Raw genomic sequence first — 17,084 nt, 5'->3', positions numbered from 1 at the left:
AACAACATGATCGGCAACCCATAGGATCAATCGAAAATCAACTAAAAGGGGGATTATGATTTTGTTCAGCCATTCTGCGGTACGCAAATTATTCCGCTTCTTGCTTGCTGCGATAATCGTCAGCGGCACCATTACCGGATCCATGGTGTTCGGGACCTCGGAGGTTTCGGCAGCGTCGACGACGTTCGCGAACGTCTCCGCCAACACGGCGGCTCCTGCCGTCTACGGGAAATACGAGCTGACCTTCGATCTGAGCACGACGTACGATAACCCGTTCAATCCGGACGAAGCGGACGTCAGGGCGTACTTCCTGACGCCGGGCGGGCAGACGGAGGTCGTGCCCGCGTTCTATCGCTCCGATTCCTCGCCCAAATGGGCGGTGCGTTATTCTCCCCGCTTGCAGGGCTCGTACAGCGCCTATTTGAAAGTGACGGATGCGAACGGGACGGGTCAATCGTCCGCGTCCGCGTTTACGGCAGGTCCCGCCGCGGCGGGAAGCCGAGGATTCATGGCGGCCGCCGGCTCTCGCTTCACGGACAGTCTCGGCAAACAGATCACCTTGCTCGGCACGAACTACGCCTGGTCTTCGCCGAACGAGATTCTATCGGCGATGCCGCAGTACAAAGCGGCGCAGATGAACGTCATGCGCGTCTGGCTGAATTGCTGGTGGGCCAATTACGCGCCCGAATACGGGCCGGTGACGACCTATCAGAATGGAATCGGCATGACGTACCAGGGAATCGGCCGCTATCAGCTGGAGAATTCGGCGCGCATGGATACGCTCATGGAGACGGCCAGGGACAACGGCCTGTATATTATGCTGACGCTGAACAGCTTCGGGGACTTCTTCTACGATTGGGCGTACCATGCGTACAACACGGCCAACGGCGGTCCGTCCTCGTGGTCGGACAACAACACGGACTTTTGGACGAACCCGACCGCCATCGCGTACCAGAAGAAGCTGCTGCGCTATATTTTCGCACGCTGGGGTTACAGTACTTCGCTCGGCATGCTGGAATATTGGAACGAAGCGGATAATCACGTCAACGACTACGCGAATAAACCATACTGGCATGAAGCCGTTGACACGTATTGGAAAAGCCTCGACTTCTATCATCATCCTACGACGACAAGCTTCGCCTGGATGGACCAGCTCGGCTTCAATCAGACCTCGTGGGGACCGCTTACGACGCTGAATGCCGTCAATCATCACTTCTACATCGATTCGAAGAACGGGATGGACATTTGGGAATCCAATATTAAGTATTCGCTGGCCAACTACGGCAATCGGCCGACCTTCATCGGCGAGGTCGGCTATACCGGGCCCGGCGCCGGGACGCTCGGCGCTCCGCTGACGAAGCGTTTCGTCCATGACGGAATCTGGGGACCGGTGTTCCGGGCGGGAGCCGCCGGCGCGAATCTACTGTGGGTCGAGGATCAGGACCCTGTCTTAAGCGGATTTAACCTGCCGCCGGTGTACAAGGAATTTTACAACGCGTTCGCCGGTTTCATCAAACCGGAAGAGTATTATTTGCCTTCCATGCCACATGTCGATTACGGCCTGCAGAGCAACGACGCCAAGGTCGGAGCGTTCAAGAACGCGGATCGGGCGCTGCTGTGGGTGAACGATACGCAGGCGACCTACGATGTCGGTACGCCGAGAACCGTAAGCGGCATGAGCTTCACGCTGCCGTCCATGAATAACGGCACCTACGACATTCGTTTCGTCGATACCGTATCCGGCGCGACGATGTCGACGGCAACGGCCGCTGCTTCGGGCGGCAATCTCGTGCTTGCCATTCCGTCTTTCGCGCGCGACATCGCGGTGAAGGTCGTGCGGCAGGGCAGCGCCGCGGCGGATGCCCAAGCGCCGACGCAGCCCGCCAACGTCGTCGTTACCGGGAAGACGGATGCGACGGTCAGCCTGGGCTGGGATCCTTCGTTCGATAATTTAGGCGTCGCGGGTTACGTTATCTCCCGTAACGGGACCGTAGCGGCAACAAACAACGGCAAGACCGGGTTTACGGACAGCGGCCTTGCGGCCAATACGTCGTATACGTATACGATCGCCGCGAAGGACGCCGCGGGCAACACGTCGTCCGCCGTCTCGTATGTCGTATCGACCAACCCGCTGGACGCCGTCGCGCCGACGGCTCCCGCGAACGTAATCGTATCCGGCAAGAGCGATACCGCGGTTTCGCTTTCCTGGGAGGCGTCGACCGACAATGTCTCGGTCACGGGCTACGATATTTATAGGGGCGCGGCGCTGATCGGCTCGACGACAAGCGCATTATCCTATACGGATACCGGGCTGACGCCGTCGACCGCGTACGCGTATTCGGTCAAGGCCAAGGATGCCCGGAATAACGTATCCGCCGCAGGCACGGCGGTGGTAACGACCTTTGCCCCGAATGCCAATTTCCTGGCGAATCCGGGCTTCGAAATCGACGACGGCACGGGTAGACTGGCGAACTGGCCTTGCGAGCAATTTTATTATTGCACGCGGGATACGTCGGTCGCCCGCAGCGGCGCCTCGTCGATGAAGGTGGATGGAAACACGAACGCATGGTTCGGCACGGGGCAGGATATTCCGGCTGTGCCGGGTCAAGCCTATGCGCTGGACGGCTATGTCAACATCGGCCGCAATGCGGCAACGACGGTCAGAGTGATGCTGAAATTCCTGAATGCCGACAAGAACGCGATCGGAGAGCAAACCTTCGCCGCGCTGACGGGGACGACGAACGGCTGGGTCAACGTCAACGGCAAGACGACGGCTCCGGCCGGAACGGCTTTCGCGAGAGCCTATATCCATTTCGCCACGCTGGATATGACGCTTCATCTGGACGATTTCTCGCTTGCCAAGGCAGCGGCCGATACGCAGGCGCCTTCGACTCCGGCGGGAGTCGCTTCGACCGGCAAAACCGCTTCGACGATCGATCTCTCTTGGAACGAATCGACGGATAATTACGGCGTGACGGGCTATGATGTCTACCGCAATGGCGCGCTGGTCGGTTCCTCGGGGTGGAATGCGTTTACGGATACCGGTCTTGCGGCAGGTACCGCCTACACCTACACGGTGAAGGCGAAGGACGCCGCCGGCAATGCATCGCCGGCCAGCACGGCGGTCACGGTAACGACGACGGGGACGGGAGGCGGAGATTCGGCGGCGCCGACGGCGCCCGGCAGCTTGACCTCGCCTGCCAAGACGTCCACGAGCGTGAGTCTGGCTTGGACGGCTTCGACGGATAATGTCGGAGTAACGGCATACGACATTTATAACGGCGATTCCTTGGCCGGATCCACGACGGGCCAAACGAATTATACGGTCACCGGTCTAACGCCGGGTACGGCTTACGGCTTCACCGTCAAGGCGCGGGATGCCTCCGGCAACGTATCGCCTGCGAGCGGCTCGCTCAGCGTGACGACGGAGCCGAATGCCGCAGGGACATGGACCTTCTGCGCGACCGAAGGCGGCGCATGCAGCTTCACGGGGACGAAGACGGTCCGCTATGGCGCGAACGGAACCTATGCGACGGGGACGTTCACCGGTGGCGTCTCATGCACCAATGCCGTCTTCGGCGATCCTGTCGTCGGCGTAGAGAAGCATTGCGATATTTCCGAACCGGCTCCGGCCGTCAATCTGCTGCTCAATCCGGGCTTCGAGACGGATAACGGCTCTGGCAAACCGACCGAGTGGACGTCGGATAAAGCATGGTTCATTGCAAGGGATACGGTCGTGAAGCGTTCGGGAGACGCGTCGCTCAAAATCGAAACCGATTCGGGCGCATGGCTCGGCACGCAGCAGACGGTTACGGGTACCGCCGGGCTGCAATATGTACTGAACGGTTATGTAAACATTCCGGCGATTACCGGATCCCATATTAATTTTCTTGTCGAGTTTCTTGACGGCGGCGGCCAAGTCCTCTCGAGCAATACGGCTGGCAGCTTCAACGCCGCAACGCCGAGCGGCTGGACGAACGTTCACGGCAGCTACGCGGCGCCGGCCAATACGGCAAGCGTACGGGTCGTGATCCAAACCCTTGACGTGAACGGCACGATCTATGTGGATGATCTCGTCTTGTCTAACGGCTGACCGAACTAGAGGAAATAAGAGAGGCAATGTCGACAAGAGAGGCTGCGGCGAAAGCTGCGGTCTCTTTTTGAATTGCGTATACCGCAGGTGAGTTTGCACAGCCAGGGACTACTCCCCCATAAGCTCCTCTGCGACCATCGCAGCAGGGACGTTTGGAGACTAGCCTCCAGGCGAAAGGTATGATAGATTTTGGTAGATCGCATATTTATGGGAGCAGCTGCGGCAGCTGTAATCGCGGACTGCTCGTTCATCCAATTCGGGAGGTTGTCCTCATGACCGCTGAACCATTCCAAGGATTGAATGCCATTTCCGAGCCCGGCGCATTTACCGAGCTGGATCGTTTTATGTTTGAATCATGGGGATATCTCGTGATTCCGGGCGTATTGTCGGCCGAGCAAACGAAGGCCTGCCTGGAAGCCGCGACGCGTCTTCATGAGCAAGAGGGCACGACCGGCTGGGCCCAGGTCGGACGCGGCTTCGAGACGGAGCAGGTGCTCGAGGATTTGATCGATCATCCTGCCGTGCTGCCGAAGGTGCGGGCGCTATATGGCGTCCGGTTCATTCTGCAGTCCGCCTGGTGCACGAAGCAGCCGGCGTTCGGCGGCTTCGGCGGCTGGCATCAGGACGGCTCGGGCGCCTATGATTTCAAGCAGCTGTCGTATCCGATCCCGCTGCTGCAGCTTCGCGCTTCGTATCTCTTAACCGACCAATCGCTGCCGCGAATGGGCAATATGGAGATGATTCCGGGCAGCCATCGGGCGCAGGTTCCGCTCCCGGCGGATATTCGCCGCGAGAAGGGCGATGTGCCGATCGGACAGGTCATCTGCGCGCCTGCGGGTTCCGTGCTGCTGTTCCACAATGCCGTATGGCATCGCACCTTTGCCCACGACGGCGATTACGACCGCTATACCATGCATTATATTTACAGTCCGCCATGGGTCCGGTTCTCCGATCGGTTCGCGAACGACAAGGACTACCTGGCGCGCACGACCCCCGTACGCCGCTACTTGGCGGGAGAATTCGAGCGTCCCGACGCGCCGTTCGGAGCCGGATATCCAGCCAAGGCATTCGAAGACTGACTGACCCATATGTAACTTATATAGGACCGCATCCGTGAATCGCTAGGAACCCGCTTTACTCGGCGGGTTTCTTTTTTCGTCCGACCGGCTCTAATTTATAAGGATGGAAAATAATAACTTTTAAGGCAGACAACTTCTTCCGGCCCGGTTTATAATAGAGAGTAATGAATGCGTTTACATTCATGTAGAGCACCCTCCATGCGTTCAGATCTTAACCTCCCAAAAGGAATGATGACGCTTGAATCGAACTTGGATGCACAAAATGATCTGGTCCTATCTGCCAATCTTCTGTCTCCTCTTCTCCTTCCTCTTCTTCGTCTTCTTCCAGACGCTCGTCCAGCAAAACAACCGCAACACGAAGGAATCCAGCGAAGTCTTCGTGAATCAGCTGCTTCAATCCGTGGACATCAGCCTGCGTTCGCTCGACAATATGCTGATACGGGATTTCGTATCCAATAAACTGCTCTCCGATTTCTTTCAGGAACGCGGCAAGGATAACGTGTATCTCAATTACCAGATCGTCAATCAAATGCAATTAATGAAGCAGGCGATGCCGATGATCGATTCGTATTATCTGGTTCGCTACAAGGACGGCATCGTGTTTAACGGCAATACGAAGTCAATGGATCAGTTTGCGGACATCGACTTCATCCGGAGCCAGCAGCGTGCCAAAGCGACCTATATTTCCACATGGAGCGCTTTTCGCACGTACGGCGAATTCGAGTCCCAGAAACCGAAGGATGTCATCAGTCTCGTCCATAACGTGTCGTTCAGCAGCAGCAAGGACGGCATGATCGTCGTTAACATTAGCCTGGCATCGCTGCGCATGATGATGCGCGAGATGTACGAGCCGGGGCAGTCCTTCGTCCAGCTGTATGACAATGAAGGCCAGCCCTTGTTCAAGCAGGACGGCGGCGCCGGCAAACGAAAAGTTCTGGCCAGCCAGACTTCGAGATATACCGGCTGGACAGCGGAGAGCGGCATCACGAACGGCCGGACGGGCGAGCTGATCTCCAGCCTGTCGAGCGTATGGCTGGTGCTCGGGCTGCTCAGCTTCGTGGCCGGCGGCGCTTCGATCGTGTACGTGACGCGCAAGAACTATAAACCGATCGCGGACCTCGTCTTTCGCATTCAAGATCAATTCGGCACGGGCAAGCCTACGCTCGGAAGACTGGCGGTTGATGAGTTCACGTTTATCGAGACGGCCATCAACAATTTCGCCGAGCAGACGGAGCTGTTCCGGAAGGAAGCCCGCGAGACGGCGGCCCGTAAGCAGAAGTCGCTCTTCCGCGAGCTGCTGTTGACCGCAGGGGAGCAGACGGAATGGCTGGAGCCCTCCTTGCTGCCGCCGCATGACCGGCTGCGGGTCTTCGTGCTCGAGATCGACCACCCGGAGCAGATGTTCAACCAATACAAGCTCCGCGACCAGTCCTTGTTCAAGTTCGTCGTCAGCAGCGCGTCCCACGAGCTGTTCACCGCGCAGCCCGATGTTCAAGTCTGGCTGGAATGGACGTCGCCGCTGCAGATGACCGGCATTCTGTTCATGAACGGCGCGGCCGAGGATACCGCTGCGGAGACCGCGGCTCATATCACCGACTGGGTCAGCCGGCATCTGGCATTCTCCGTGACGATCGGACTCGGAGAGACGGAGGAGGCCGGAGCGGGGGCGGCCGGCGAATCCCACAAGCAGGCACAGAAAGCGCTGTCGTACAAAGCGACGCTTGGCCACAACCGCGTCATCGGCGGACCGGATACGGCGATGCAGCAGACGGAAAAGGCGACGAACAAGCATCTTCAGGCGATTCATCTCCTGATTCGGCAGCTTCGGCTTCACGAAGAAGCCTGGCAGGAAAGCTGCGATCATTTCTTCGCGGGCATGCGCGCCTGTCGCCTGACGAAGAGCGAAATCGCGGAGCTGTGCCGGTATTTCGCCGCGCATATGGACGTTCAGCTGTCGGAAGCTTCGAAAGAATACTATGAGTATTGGGTGAACGAGACAGCGCCGTCGCTTCGGCAGATCATCGAGGAGTTCGATACGCTTGAGGAGCTGCAGCGTCTATGCGCCGGCACGTTGGCGCGATTCGCCGCACAGATGGAACGGCTGCACGGCAGCCGCCAGCATCACCAGCTGCTGCAGGAGATCAGGTCCTATATCGGGCTCCACTATGCGAATCCGGAGCTGTCGCTTGAATTCCTCGGCGACAAATTCGGCTTAAACGCCAAATATATCAGCCAGCTGTTCAAAGAGGAATTCGGCGAGAATTTCCTGGACTACCTGACCCAGCTGCGCATCATGGCCGCGAAGAAGCAACTGCTGGAGCATCCGGACTCCATTCAGGAGGTCGGCGAGCGGGTAGGGTATGTCAGCGCGGCGACGTTTCGCAGGGTATTTCGCAAGGTGGAAGGTTTATCTCCCGTCGATTACCGAAAGAGAAACGCGATGTAAGAAGCGGCAGGAGCAGCGGCCGAAAGATGCGCCGGCGAGCTGCTTGGGTTTGGTGATGGCGTAAAGGCCTCGCACAGGCAGCAGAAGCGCGCTTGCCTGCACGAGGCCTTTTTTGCGTTAACGCGGGGAAGGCAGGGGCGGCGCAGGATGGTGGCAGCGGACGGCAGAGGTGACGAACTCCGTTGGCGGGCTTGGTACTCGCCAACGTCTGCGTGCACGAAATCGCTAGCGTGCACGCCTAACGAAACTAGGTATCGTTATGTGCGCCTTTTACGGTGCCTCGCGACGGTGTCGCGCGTGCAAGCGGCGACGGGAGGCAGCGGCGGCGTATCGTGACGTTTAAGCGACAATGGCAGGAAGCGGCACACGGTTTTCAGTGCTCATCCGTGCTAACGATACTATGAAGCGTTATTTGCTTGTTTTTGGGCGTTTCAAAATTGTAACGAGTGTCAGTATCGTTATTTAGTCAAAAAACGCCTCGTTCACCCTGGTTTTAGCCAAATAACGTTTCTGAGTTTCGTTAGATTGCTGGAGAGGCTCAAAAGCCTTAAATAAGGTCGCTGAGTTGCGTTAGCGCAGGTGGAGTTCATTGTGATGACGCCCGCACCTACGGCTCCTCGCCCAGCGGCCCCCGGGACCCGGCTACAAGCAGCTAAGCGGCTCCACGGCAACTACATCCGTTTCCGCGTCTAGCGGTTCGCACCAAGCGCCCCCGCGCCTCGGCGCCGAACACCATCGCCTTCCCGCACTAAGCGCCTTCGCTTCTAGCGCCTCAGTGCCAAACGCCCCCCGCGCCAAATGCCTCCACGGCTTTGCTCCAGCCTCCGCCTTCCCGCGACTAGCGACTCCGCGGCTAGCATCCCCGCGCCTCCGCGCCGATCGCCTCCGCGCCAAGCGCCTCCGCCTCCCGCGACTAGCGGCCCGGCGCCCCCGCGCCCGCCGCCTAAAACCGCCGCCGCGGAAAGCTGCGCGCCAGCCGAAAATTGCGCGCCGATCGCCGCCAGCCCAAGCGCGGCGCGGGCGCGGAAAAATGATCCAGCCGCGGATTAGTGGCCGTTGTCCATTCGCGCCCGTTCCATTATCGTGAGATTCAATCAGGGTGGCTGCCGCTCGAAGCCAAAACTTCTCATGGAGCATTCTGATTGATCCAAGAAATAAGGCAGACACCGATCGAAAGGAAGTGAGAGACGACATGCCGTCCACTACGGGACTACTCGCCAAGAAGAATGCCCAGTCGCCCGTCCGAGGCAGCTCGCTCATGCTGAGGGACAGGGGGAAGCGAATCAAGCGGCACTGGCAGCTGTACCTGCTCGTGCTGCTGCCGATCGCGTACCTCGTTATTTTCAAGTACATTCCGATGTACGGCGCGCAGATCGCGTTCCGGGATTTCAGTCCGGTGCGAGGCATCACGGGCAGCGATTGGGCGGGGATGAAGCATTTCACGACCTTCTTCCAATCCCCGAACTTCTGGATGCTGATCAAGAACACGCTGGTCATCAGCATCTACTCGCTCATCATCGGCTTTCCGGCTCCGATCCTGCTGGCTCTCGCGCTCAATGAAGTTCGCAGCATGCGCTTCAAGCGAACGGTGCAGATGGTCACCTTCGCCCCGTATTTCATCTCGACGATCGTCATGGTATCCATGATCATCCTGTTCCTGTCGCCAAGGCTCGGCTTCGTCGATCATTTGCTGAACGCGTTCGGCATGGAATCGGTCAATTTCATGGGCATCCCCCACTATTTCAGCAGTATCTTCGTCTGGTCGAACGTCTGGCAGGGGATCGGGTACGGCGCGGTAATCTATTTGGCGGCGCTCTCCGGCATCAACGTCGATCTCTATGAAGCCGCGAAGGTGGACGGGGCTTCCCGGCTGCGGAAGGTATGGCACATCGATATTCCGGGCATCATGCCCGCCGCGACCGTGCTGCTCATACTGAACGTCGGCCAGATCATGAACGTCGGCTTCGAGAAAATCTACCTCATGCAGAATCCGCTGAATACGAGCACTTCGGAAGTGATATCGACGTACGTGTACAAGATCGGCCTGCTCGGCGCCAACTTCAGCTTCTCGGCCGCCGTCGATCTGTTTAATTCCGTCATCAATCTCATCCTTTTGATCGGCGTCAATTATGCGGCAAGACGCATATCCGAGAGCAGCTTATGGTAGGGGGCGTTCACCGATGACACGCACGAATGCAATTCGAGAATCCTTTGGCGACAAAATCTTCCTGACGCTGGTGTACGTTTTCCTGGCCGCGGTACTGCTGGTCGTCATTTACCCGCTGCTCTATATACTCAGCTCCTCGTTCAGCTCGCCGCAGGCCGTGATCAGCGGCAAGGTATGGCTGCTGCCGGTAGACTTCAGCCTGGCGGGCTACCGGGCGATCTTTTCCAATCCCCAGATCATGACAGGCTACGGCAACTCCTTGTTCTACACCGTCTTCGGCGTGTTGATCAACGTCAGCCTGACCGTTATGATGGCGTACCCGCTCTCGCGATCGACGTTCTACGGCCGGGGCGTCCTGATGGGCTTGCTGGTGGTGACGATGATGTTCAGCGGAGGACTGATTCCGTACTACCTCACGGTGAAGAACTTGCATCTCCTCGATACGCGGTGGGCGATGCTCCTGCCGAGCGCGATGGCGGTCTGGCAGGTCATCATCGCCAGAACCTTCTTCCAGTCGAGCATCCCGAAGGAGCTGGGCGAAGCGGCCGAGCTGGACGGCTGCAGCGATCTCGGATTTCTATGGCGCGTCGTGCTCCCCTTATCCAAGCCGATACTGGCGGTGCTCGTACTCATGTATGCCGTCAGTCAGTGGAACGCCTACTTCGAGGCGTTGATTTTCCTAAAGTCGCAGAACCTGTTCCCGCTTCAGATTATTCTGCGGAACATTCTCATTCTGAATTCCATCGACTCCAGCATGATGGTGGACGCGAACAAAATGGCGGCTATGCAGGGTCTGCGGGATTTGCTCAAATTCTCGCTCATCGTCGTGGCCACGGTGCCGGTGCTCGCGATCTATCCGTTCGTGCAGAAGTATTTCGTCCAAGGCATCATGATCGGCTCGCTGAAGGGTTGACGGCGCTTGCGCTGGCATGGGGGTGGTGCCGCAGGAGGCCGAGAACGATTGCATGACGATGGGCTGCAAGTTCGAATGATACGATGAATTGTACAAGGAGGCGTCTCGATTGAAGATGAAGAGGAGCATGAAATGGCTTGGCTTGATTCTGGCGGTCGCGTTGGTCGTAACCGGCTGCAGCAACGGCGGGGGCAAGAATGACGCGGGGTCGAACGCAGGAGAGAACGACGGCGACGCCGGCAGCAGCGGGAAGGCGGTCACGCTGGATACCTACATCAGCGTATCCCCGCGCATCGAAGACATCAACACCAACGACGTCACGAAGGCCGTCGAGAGCAAGCTGAATATCAAATTCAAATTCGACGCGACGCCGAGCGCCAACGCCGCGGACAAGAAGAAGCTGATCATGGCGAGCGGCGATTATCCTTCCGTCTTCCTGTCCGGCGACTTCACGCAAGCCGAGCAAATCTCCTACGGCAAGCAGGGCATCCTGCAGCCGCTGAACGACTTGATCGACAAATACGGCAACGAGATCAAGCGCGCGTTCGCCGAGGACAAGGACTTGCAGGCGGCCATCACCGCGCCCGACGGCAACATCTATGCGCTTCCGCATATCAACGACTGTTTCCACTGCTGGTATTCGCAGAAGCTGTGGATCGACAAGACGTGGCTGGATAAGCTGGATTTGAAGATGCCGACGACGACCGACGAGTATTACGAAGTGCTGAAGGCGTTCAAGACCAAGGACCCGAACGGGAACGGCAAGGCGGACGAGATCCCGCTGTCCGGCGCGTTCAATACGTGGCACGGCATTCCGTCCGATTTTCTGATGAATTCATTTATCTACGATAATAACGAGGATTTCTTCTTCATGAAGGACGGCAAGGTACAGCTCGCGGCGAACCAGCCGGAATGGCGGGACGGGCTGACGTATATCAACAAGCTGTTCGGCGAAGGCCTCATCGATAAAGAAGCGTTCACGCAAAATAACGACCAAATGGCGCAGGTCGGCAACCGGGAAGGCGATAACGTCAGCGGCAGCGTAACGGCCGGTCATATCGGCATGTACTTCAGCTTGGCCGAAGGGCAGAATCGCCATAAGGAATACGTGACGGTAGCGCCGCTCACTGGTCCTGGGGGCGTGGCCTATGCCGGCTACTACAAGGCTTACGGCAACGGGCAATTCGCCATTACCAACAAAGCCACGGAGGAGCAGGCGATCGCGGCGATCAAGATGGCGGATTACATGTATTCCGAAGAATTCGCGATCATGAACGAATACGGGCTGGAAGGCAAATACTGGACGAAAGCGCAGCCGGGCGAGAAGGACGTGCACGGCAATCAGTCCAAGTACACCTTGAAGCCGGAATATTGGAATCTGAGCACGACGTTCAACGATAACTGGGACCAAATGGGCATTACGAGACGGACGCGCGCGATCCGCGAATCATGGACGGCGCCGGCGGATATGTTCTCGCAGCAGGGCTACGAGTTCCGCCTCTTCACCGAAACGGCCAAAAATTACGAGAACAAGCAGCCGGAAGAGACATTCCCGCTGACGATTTTCATGGACGAGAGCGAAGCGAACGAAGCGATCATGCTGCGCACGCAGATCAACGAATATGTCCGCTCCAACATGGCGCAGTTCGTAACGGGGTCCAAGAAACTGACGGATTCGGAATGGGACAGCTACGTGAAGGGCTTCGACGGCTTGAATTTGAATAAATATTTGGAAATCTACCAGAAAGCGTACGACAAGCAGAAGGCGAAAGCTTAGCCATAAGCTTAGCCGTAAGCTTAGGGCGGCCAAGTCGCGTGCATGAAAATATTCCGCTCCGCTCATCTTAGTGAAGATGGAGGTGAGCGCATGACGGGCAGAAACAACAAGCCGAAGCGAAGAGGTCCCGAATCGCATCCGGGCCGACTCGAGCAATACGGCGAGAGGCTGTCGGAAGAGAGTGGGAACAAGCCGATGCAGCCGGATAACGGCAAGAGCTGCTGAGCGATTGCAACGAGTTTCCATCAGAAAGCGGGCGTCGTCCATTCGGACGGCGCCTTTTTTCGCGGCGGGTACGGACGCTCCCGAGTGCGGCTTTAAAATCTCGAAGGGCGAATCGGGGTCATGGAATATATCTCCAAGCCGGATGGCAGTTTTGACCATTCGCGAACGGGGTATCCTGTTGACGTGGGCATGAATGGGAAACCATGTCTAACAATCGAAAAGTCCCTATGTACGAAAAATCGGTTGCCGGAGAGGATCCTATGGAATTATTTCTAATCGTACTGATCTTGCTGCTGGTGCTTGCCTTCTCGCAGGTAGTGCAGCGCATGCTGCCTTACGTCCCGCTGCCGGTCGTTCAGATCGCGCTCGGGGCCGCCGTCGTCTATTTGCCATGGCATGGCAAAATTTCTTTGGAGCCGGAGCTGTTCTTCATCCTGTTCATCGCCCCGCTGCTGTTCAATGACGGGAAGCGGACCCCGCGCGACGAGCTGTGGAAGCTGAAGCTGCCGATCCTGCTGCTGGCCGTCGGTCTCGTGTTCGTCACCGTCATCGTCGGCGGCTATTTCATTCACGCGCTGATTCCCGCCATTCCGCTCGCGGCGGCGTTCGCGCTGGCCGCGATTCTGTCGCCGACGGACGCGGTGGCCGTAGGCGCCATCGCGTCAAGGGTCCGGCTGCCGTCGAACATTCATCGCTTGCTGGAAGGGGAGTCGCTGATGAATGACGCCTCGGGCCTCGTCGCGTTCAAATTCGCCATCGCCGCGGCGGTGACGGGGACGTTCTCCGTTTGGAACGCATCCTGGAGCTTCCTTGTCATCTCGATCGGCGGCCTGCTGATCGGCGCGGTGCTGGCGCTTGCGATTATTTGGGCGAGAATGGCGCTTCGCAGATTCGGCATCGAGGACGCGTCGGTACACGTGCTTATCCAAATCGTGACGCCGTTCATCCTGTTCTACGTCGCGGAGCATTTCGGCTTGTCGGGCATCCTGGCAGCGGTCGCCGGCGGCATCATGCATGCGATCGAGCAGGATCGTCCCGGCTTTACGACCATCGAGCAGAAATTCGTATCCGAAATTACGTGGAACGTCATTTTGTTCATTATGAATGGACTGGTGTTCGTCCTGCTCGGCCTGCAAATTCCGGATATTCTTCACAGCATCTTCAGCAGCCAGTCCTACAATAATCTCAGCGCCATCATCGATGTCCTGCTGATCTACCTGCTGCTGATCGCCCTGCGCTTCGCGTGGCTGACGTTGTCGGCCTGGCTGTTCGAATCGATCGGGAAACGGAGACAGGATTGGAAGGCGATCATTCTGACGTCGATGTCCGGCGTACGGGGCGCCATTACGCTTGCGGGCGCGTTCACGATTCCGCTCGTATTGGGCAGCGGCGAGCCGTTCCCGGGGCGGGATCTCATGCTCTTCCTCGCGGCAGGCGTCATCATGGTGTCGCTCATTATCTCCAGCGTCGCGCTGCCGCTGCTTGCGGATGCGGCCGATGACGACGAGGCGATGAATCGGGAGCTGGAGCTTCGGGTGCAGAAGGAAGCGATCAAAGCGGCGAATCAGGCCGTCCGGCTGGCCATCGACGACGGCAACGCGCGCTCGGCCGCGATCGTGATCTCGGACAACGATCAGCGCCTGTCGGACATCAAGCGGACGCAGTACGAGATGCAGTCGCGCCAATCCCGCACGGAGGAGATGCATTTGCGTCAGCTCGGCATCGCCGAGGAGCGCAGATGCGTGCAGCTGCTGCAGGAGCGGGGAGAGATCAAAGAGCAGGAGGCCGCCGTCCTGGATAATATTTTCCGGAATATCGAGATGGTCGTTTCGAATCGATTTCATATTTTCTACCTGCTGCTCTATTCGCTGGTGAACCGGGTCGTGACGTTCTTCTACCCGGCCAAACGCAGATCGTTCGACGCGCTGAAGCTGAAGGATCGCAAGTCGTTCATCCGGATGCGGATCGCGACGGCCGCCTACGCGCTCGACAAGCTGCAGGTCAGCCAGGACTGCGGAGACACGGTCCTGAACCGGGTATGCGGGCATTACCGGCAGATGATCAACGTGCTGAACAACCGGCTTGCGGAGCCGAATCCGGATGACATCGTCGAGGAGCAGGTACAGATGCTGCGCATGCTGTCGCTGCGGGCGGAACGCGAATCGCTGCAGGAACAGTACCGTCAGGGAATGATCGGGCGGAAGCAGCTGAGCAAGCTGCAATTCCAGATCAGCATGCACGAGGCGGAGGTGCTGGACGGCAATTGGGGGAATTTCCTTCAAGCATGATGACGCCGCGTGGTTTCGAAAGCAACATGCATATTCTTGGGTATCCCAAAAGTCATGGACGATGGTGACGCGGGGGTATCTTTTTTTTTTTTTGGTTCAATTGTAACAACAATTATGTATTTAAATTCGCTAATTATATATTGTAAAACGATAAGTATTATGATAATGTTAGGTTAAAATCATTGATAAGCGAGGGAGTTTCATGGAACGAGGGACAACGCTTTTTTTGAAGGCAACACTGATTTTGCTAGGCATTCCGATTCTGGCCCTGTGCATATTTTTGGTTCCTCAGATCGCGGATTATGCGGTAGAATTGTATCCGGGCCATGGTTATTTGAGGGTGCTTATCTACATCGATCTGTACGCGTCGGCGATTCCTTTCTACTTGGCGCTGTTTCAATCGTTTCGGCTGCTGAGCTACATCGATAAGAACGTCGCCTTCTCGGACTTATCCGTTCGCTCGCTGAAGAATATCAAATCCTGCGCGATCGCCTGCAGCATTATATTCGTGCTCGGCATGCCGCTCTTCTACCTGTTCGCGGAGAGAGACGATTCCCCAGGCGTCATCGTCGTCGGGATGCTGCTGATTTTCGCTTCGCTCGTGATCGCCTTCTTCGCTGCCGTACTTCAAAGGCTCCTGCAAGAAGCGATCGATATAAAATCCGAAAACGATTTGACGGTCTGAGGTGAAGAACATGGCGATTATAATCAATATTGACGTGATGCTGGCCAAACGGAAAATGAGCGTAACGGAGCTATCGGAACGGATCGGCATTACGATGGCGAACCTATCGATCTTGAAGAACGGCAAGGCCAAAGCGGTCCGATTATCGACGTTGGAAGCGATCTGCAAGGCACTGGATTGTCAGCCGGGCGATCTATTAGAATATAAGGGTGACGAAGCCTAGCAATTCATGAGGAGGAACAAACGGACTTATGCCTACGACGCAAGCAGAAATTACCCCGACGCCGCGCGCGGTCATCAGCACTCTGGAGACGGTCGACATCGAGACGGGCGAACGCGAGACGCTGGCCGAATTCGATCATCTGATCGAGGCTCCCAACTGGACGAACGACGGGAACCGGCTGGTCTATAACAGCGGGGGACGCCTCTATTCGTTCGATCTTGCGACAAGCGAGTCCACGATTATCGACACGGGCTTCGCGATTCATTGCAACAATGACCATGTCCTGTCGCCGGACAATTCGCGCATCGCGGTCAGTCACCATACGCAGGAGGACGGTCAATCGCGCATCTACGTCCTGCCGCTTGCCGGCGGAACCCCGACGCTGATTACGCCGATGGCGCCGAGCTACCTGCACGGCTGGTCGCCGGACGGCAGGACGCTGGCTTACTGTGCCGCGCGGAACGGACAGTATGATATCTACGCGATTCCGGCGGAGGGCGGCGTAGAAACCCAGCTTACGGATACGCCGGGACTCGACGACGGACCGGAATATTCGCCCGACGGCCGGTCGATCTGGTTCAATTCCACGCGCAGCGGGCTGATGCAGGTGTGGCGCATGAACGCGGACGGCAGCGGGCAGACGCAGATGACGTTCGACGAAAGCAACAGCTGGTTTCCGCATGTGTCGCCGGACGGCCGCAGCATCGCTTACATTGCCTACCGCAAGGGCGACGTGGAACCTGGCGACCATCCGCCGAACAAGCAGGTCGAGCTCAGGCTGATGCCGAGCGTCGGAGGGGAATCCCGGAGCCTGGCGCGGCTATTCGGAGGGCAAGGGACGATCAACGTGAAATCGTGGTCGCCAGACAGCCGCCGGCTCGCTTTCGTCAGCTATCGGTATCGGGAGTAGAAGAAGGCTTGGCAAGCTCGAAGGTTAAACAGAGCGCGGTCGTTCGCTGCAGGCGGGCGGCCGCGCTCTGTTTGCGCGCGGGGAGGCATAAATCATCGCGATTCCGGCCATTAACCGACGCATCACTAGTTTAAGGGGTGAACATCTCAGCTTTATTAGGTTGTGAATCCGTCCCTAATCGATGAGAATGGGAACCACGACCAAGAAGGGAGGCGTATGAGGAGACGGCACGGACAGGTGCGAAGAAGCAGCAAAAAAGAACGGCAACCCAGATTGGA

General features: G+C 57.6%; 11 protein-coding genes. All 11 read left to right on the top strand.

Annotated elements, in window-relative coordinates:
- The first annotated feature begins 61 nt into the window (after positions 1 to 61).
- The 11 genes from GT003_RS27995 (at position 62) to GT003_RS27950 (ending at position 16,806) form a co-directional block, all read left to right on the top strand.
- Positions 62 to 4,093 (top strand): fibronectin type III domain-containing protein, encoded by a 4,032-nt coding sequence (locus GT003_RS27995; RefSeq protein WP_161704238.1) that lies wholly within the window; start codon positions 62 to 64, stop codon positions 4,091 to 4,093.
- Between the two features lie 272 nt (positions 4,094 to 4,365).
- Positions 4,366 to 5,172 carry a phytanoyl-CoA dioxygenase family protein gene (locus GT003_RS27990; protein ID WP_161704237.1) on the top strand — a complete coding sequence of 269 codons (807 nt, stop codon included), beginning with the start codon at positions 4,366 to 4,368 and terminating at the stop codon, positions 5,170 to 5,172.
- A gap of 238 nt (positions 5,173 to 5,410) precedes the next feature.
- On the top strand, positions 5,411 to 7,618 hold the full coding sequence (locus GT003_RS27985) for a helix-turn-helix domain-containing protein (protein ID WP_161704236.1): 2,208 nt from the start codon (positions 5,411 to 5,413) through the stop codon (positions 7,616 to 7,618).
- 1,192 nt (positions 7,619 to 8,810) lie between these two features.
- The gene (locus GT003_RS27980) at positions 8,811 to 9,785 is read left to right on the top strand and encodes an ABC transporter permease (RefSeq protein ID WP_161704235.1); all 975 of its coding nucleotides are present in this window, start codon (positions 8,811 to 8,813) and stop codon (positions 9,783 to 9,785) included.
- Positions 9,786 to 9,798: 13 nt separating this feature from the next.
- Entirely contained in the window at positions 9,799 to 10,698 is a 900-nt protein-coding gene (locus tag GT003_RS27975; RefSeq protein WP_161704234.1) for a carbohydrate ABC transporter permease, read from the top strand.
- 109 nt (positions 10,699 to 10,807) lie between these two features.
- Positions 10,808 to 12,475, top strand: coding sequence for a type 2 periplasmic-binding domain-containing protein (locus GT003_RS27970; protein ID WP_161704233.1), 1,668 nt, complete (start codon positions 10,808 to 10,810; stop codon positions 12,473 to 12,475).
- 90 nt (positions 12,476 to 12,565) lie between these two features.
- Positions 12,566 to 12,700: a hypothetical protein gene (locus GT003_RS32940; protein ID WP_275589179.1), complete on the top strand. Its 135-nt coding sequence runs from the start codon at positions 12,566 to 12,568 to the stop codon at positions 12,698 to 12,700.
- Between the two features lie 260 nt (positions 12,701 to 12,960).
- The gene (locus GT003_RS27965; protein WP_161704232.1) at positions 12,961 to 14,988 is read left to right on the top strand and encodes a Na+/H+ antiporter; all 2,028 of its coding nucleotides are present in this window, start codon (positions 12,961 to 12,963) and stop codon (positions 14,986 to 14,988) included.
- Between the two features lie 202 nt (positions 14,989 to 15,190).
- Positions 15,191 to 15,673 carry a DUF2975 domain-containing protein gene (locus GT003_RS27960; protein WP_161704230.1) on the top strand — a complete coding sequence of 161 codons (483 nt, stop codon included), beginning with the start codon at positions 15,191 to 15,193 and terminating at the stop codon, positions 15,671 to 15,673.
- Between the two features lie 10 nt (positions 15,674 to 15,683).
- The gene (locus GT003_RS27955; protein WP_161704228.1) at positions 15,684 to 15,896 is read left to right on the top strand and encodes a helix-turn-helix domain-containing protein; all 213 of its coding nucleotides are present in this window, start codon (positions 15,684 to 15,686) and stop codon (positions 15,894 to 15,896) included.
- 28 nt (positions 15,897 to 15,924) lie between these two features.
- Positions 15,925 to 16,806 carry a TolB family protein gene (locus GT003_RS27950; protein ID WP_161704226.1) on the top strand — a complete coding sequence of 294 codons (882 nt, stop codon included), beginning with the start codon at positions 15,925 to 15,927 and terminating at the stop codon, positions 16,804 to 16,806.
- The last annotated feature ends 278 nt before the right edge of the window (positions 16,807 to 17,084 follow it).

The sequence above is a fragment of the Paenibacillus sacheonensis genome (genome assembly GCF_009909195.1).
Lineage (GTDB): Bacteria > Bacillota > Bacilli > Paenibacillales > Paenibacillaceae > Paenibacillus_Z > Paenibacillus_Z sacheonensis.
The sequence above is the reverse complement of the archived record's forward strand: the minus strand, read 5'-3'. Positions and strand labels throughout refer to the sequence as shown.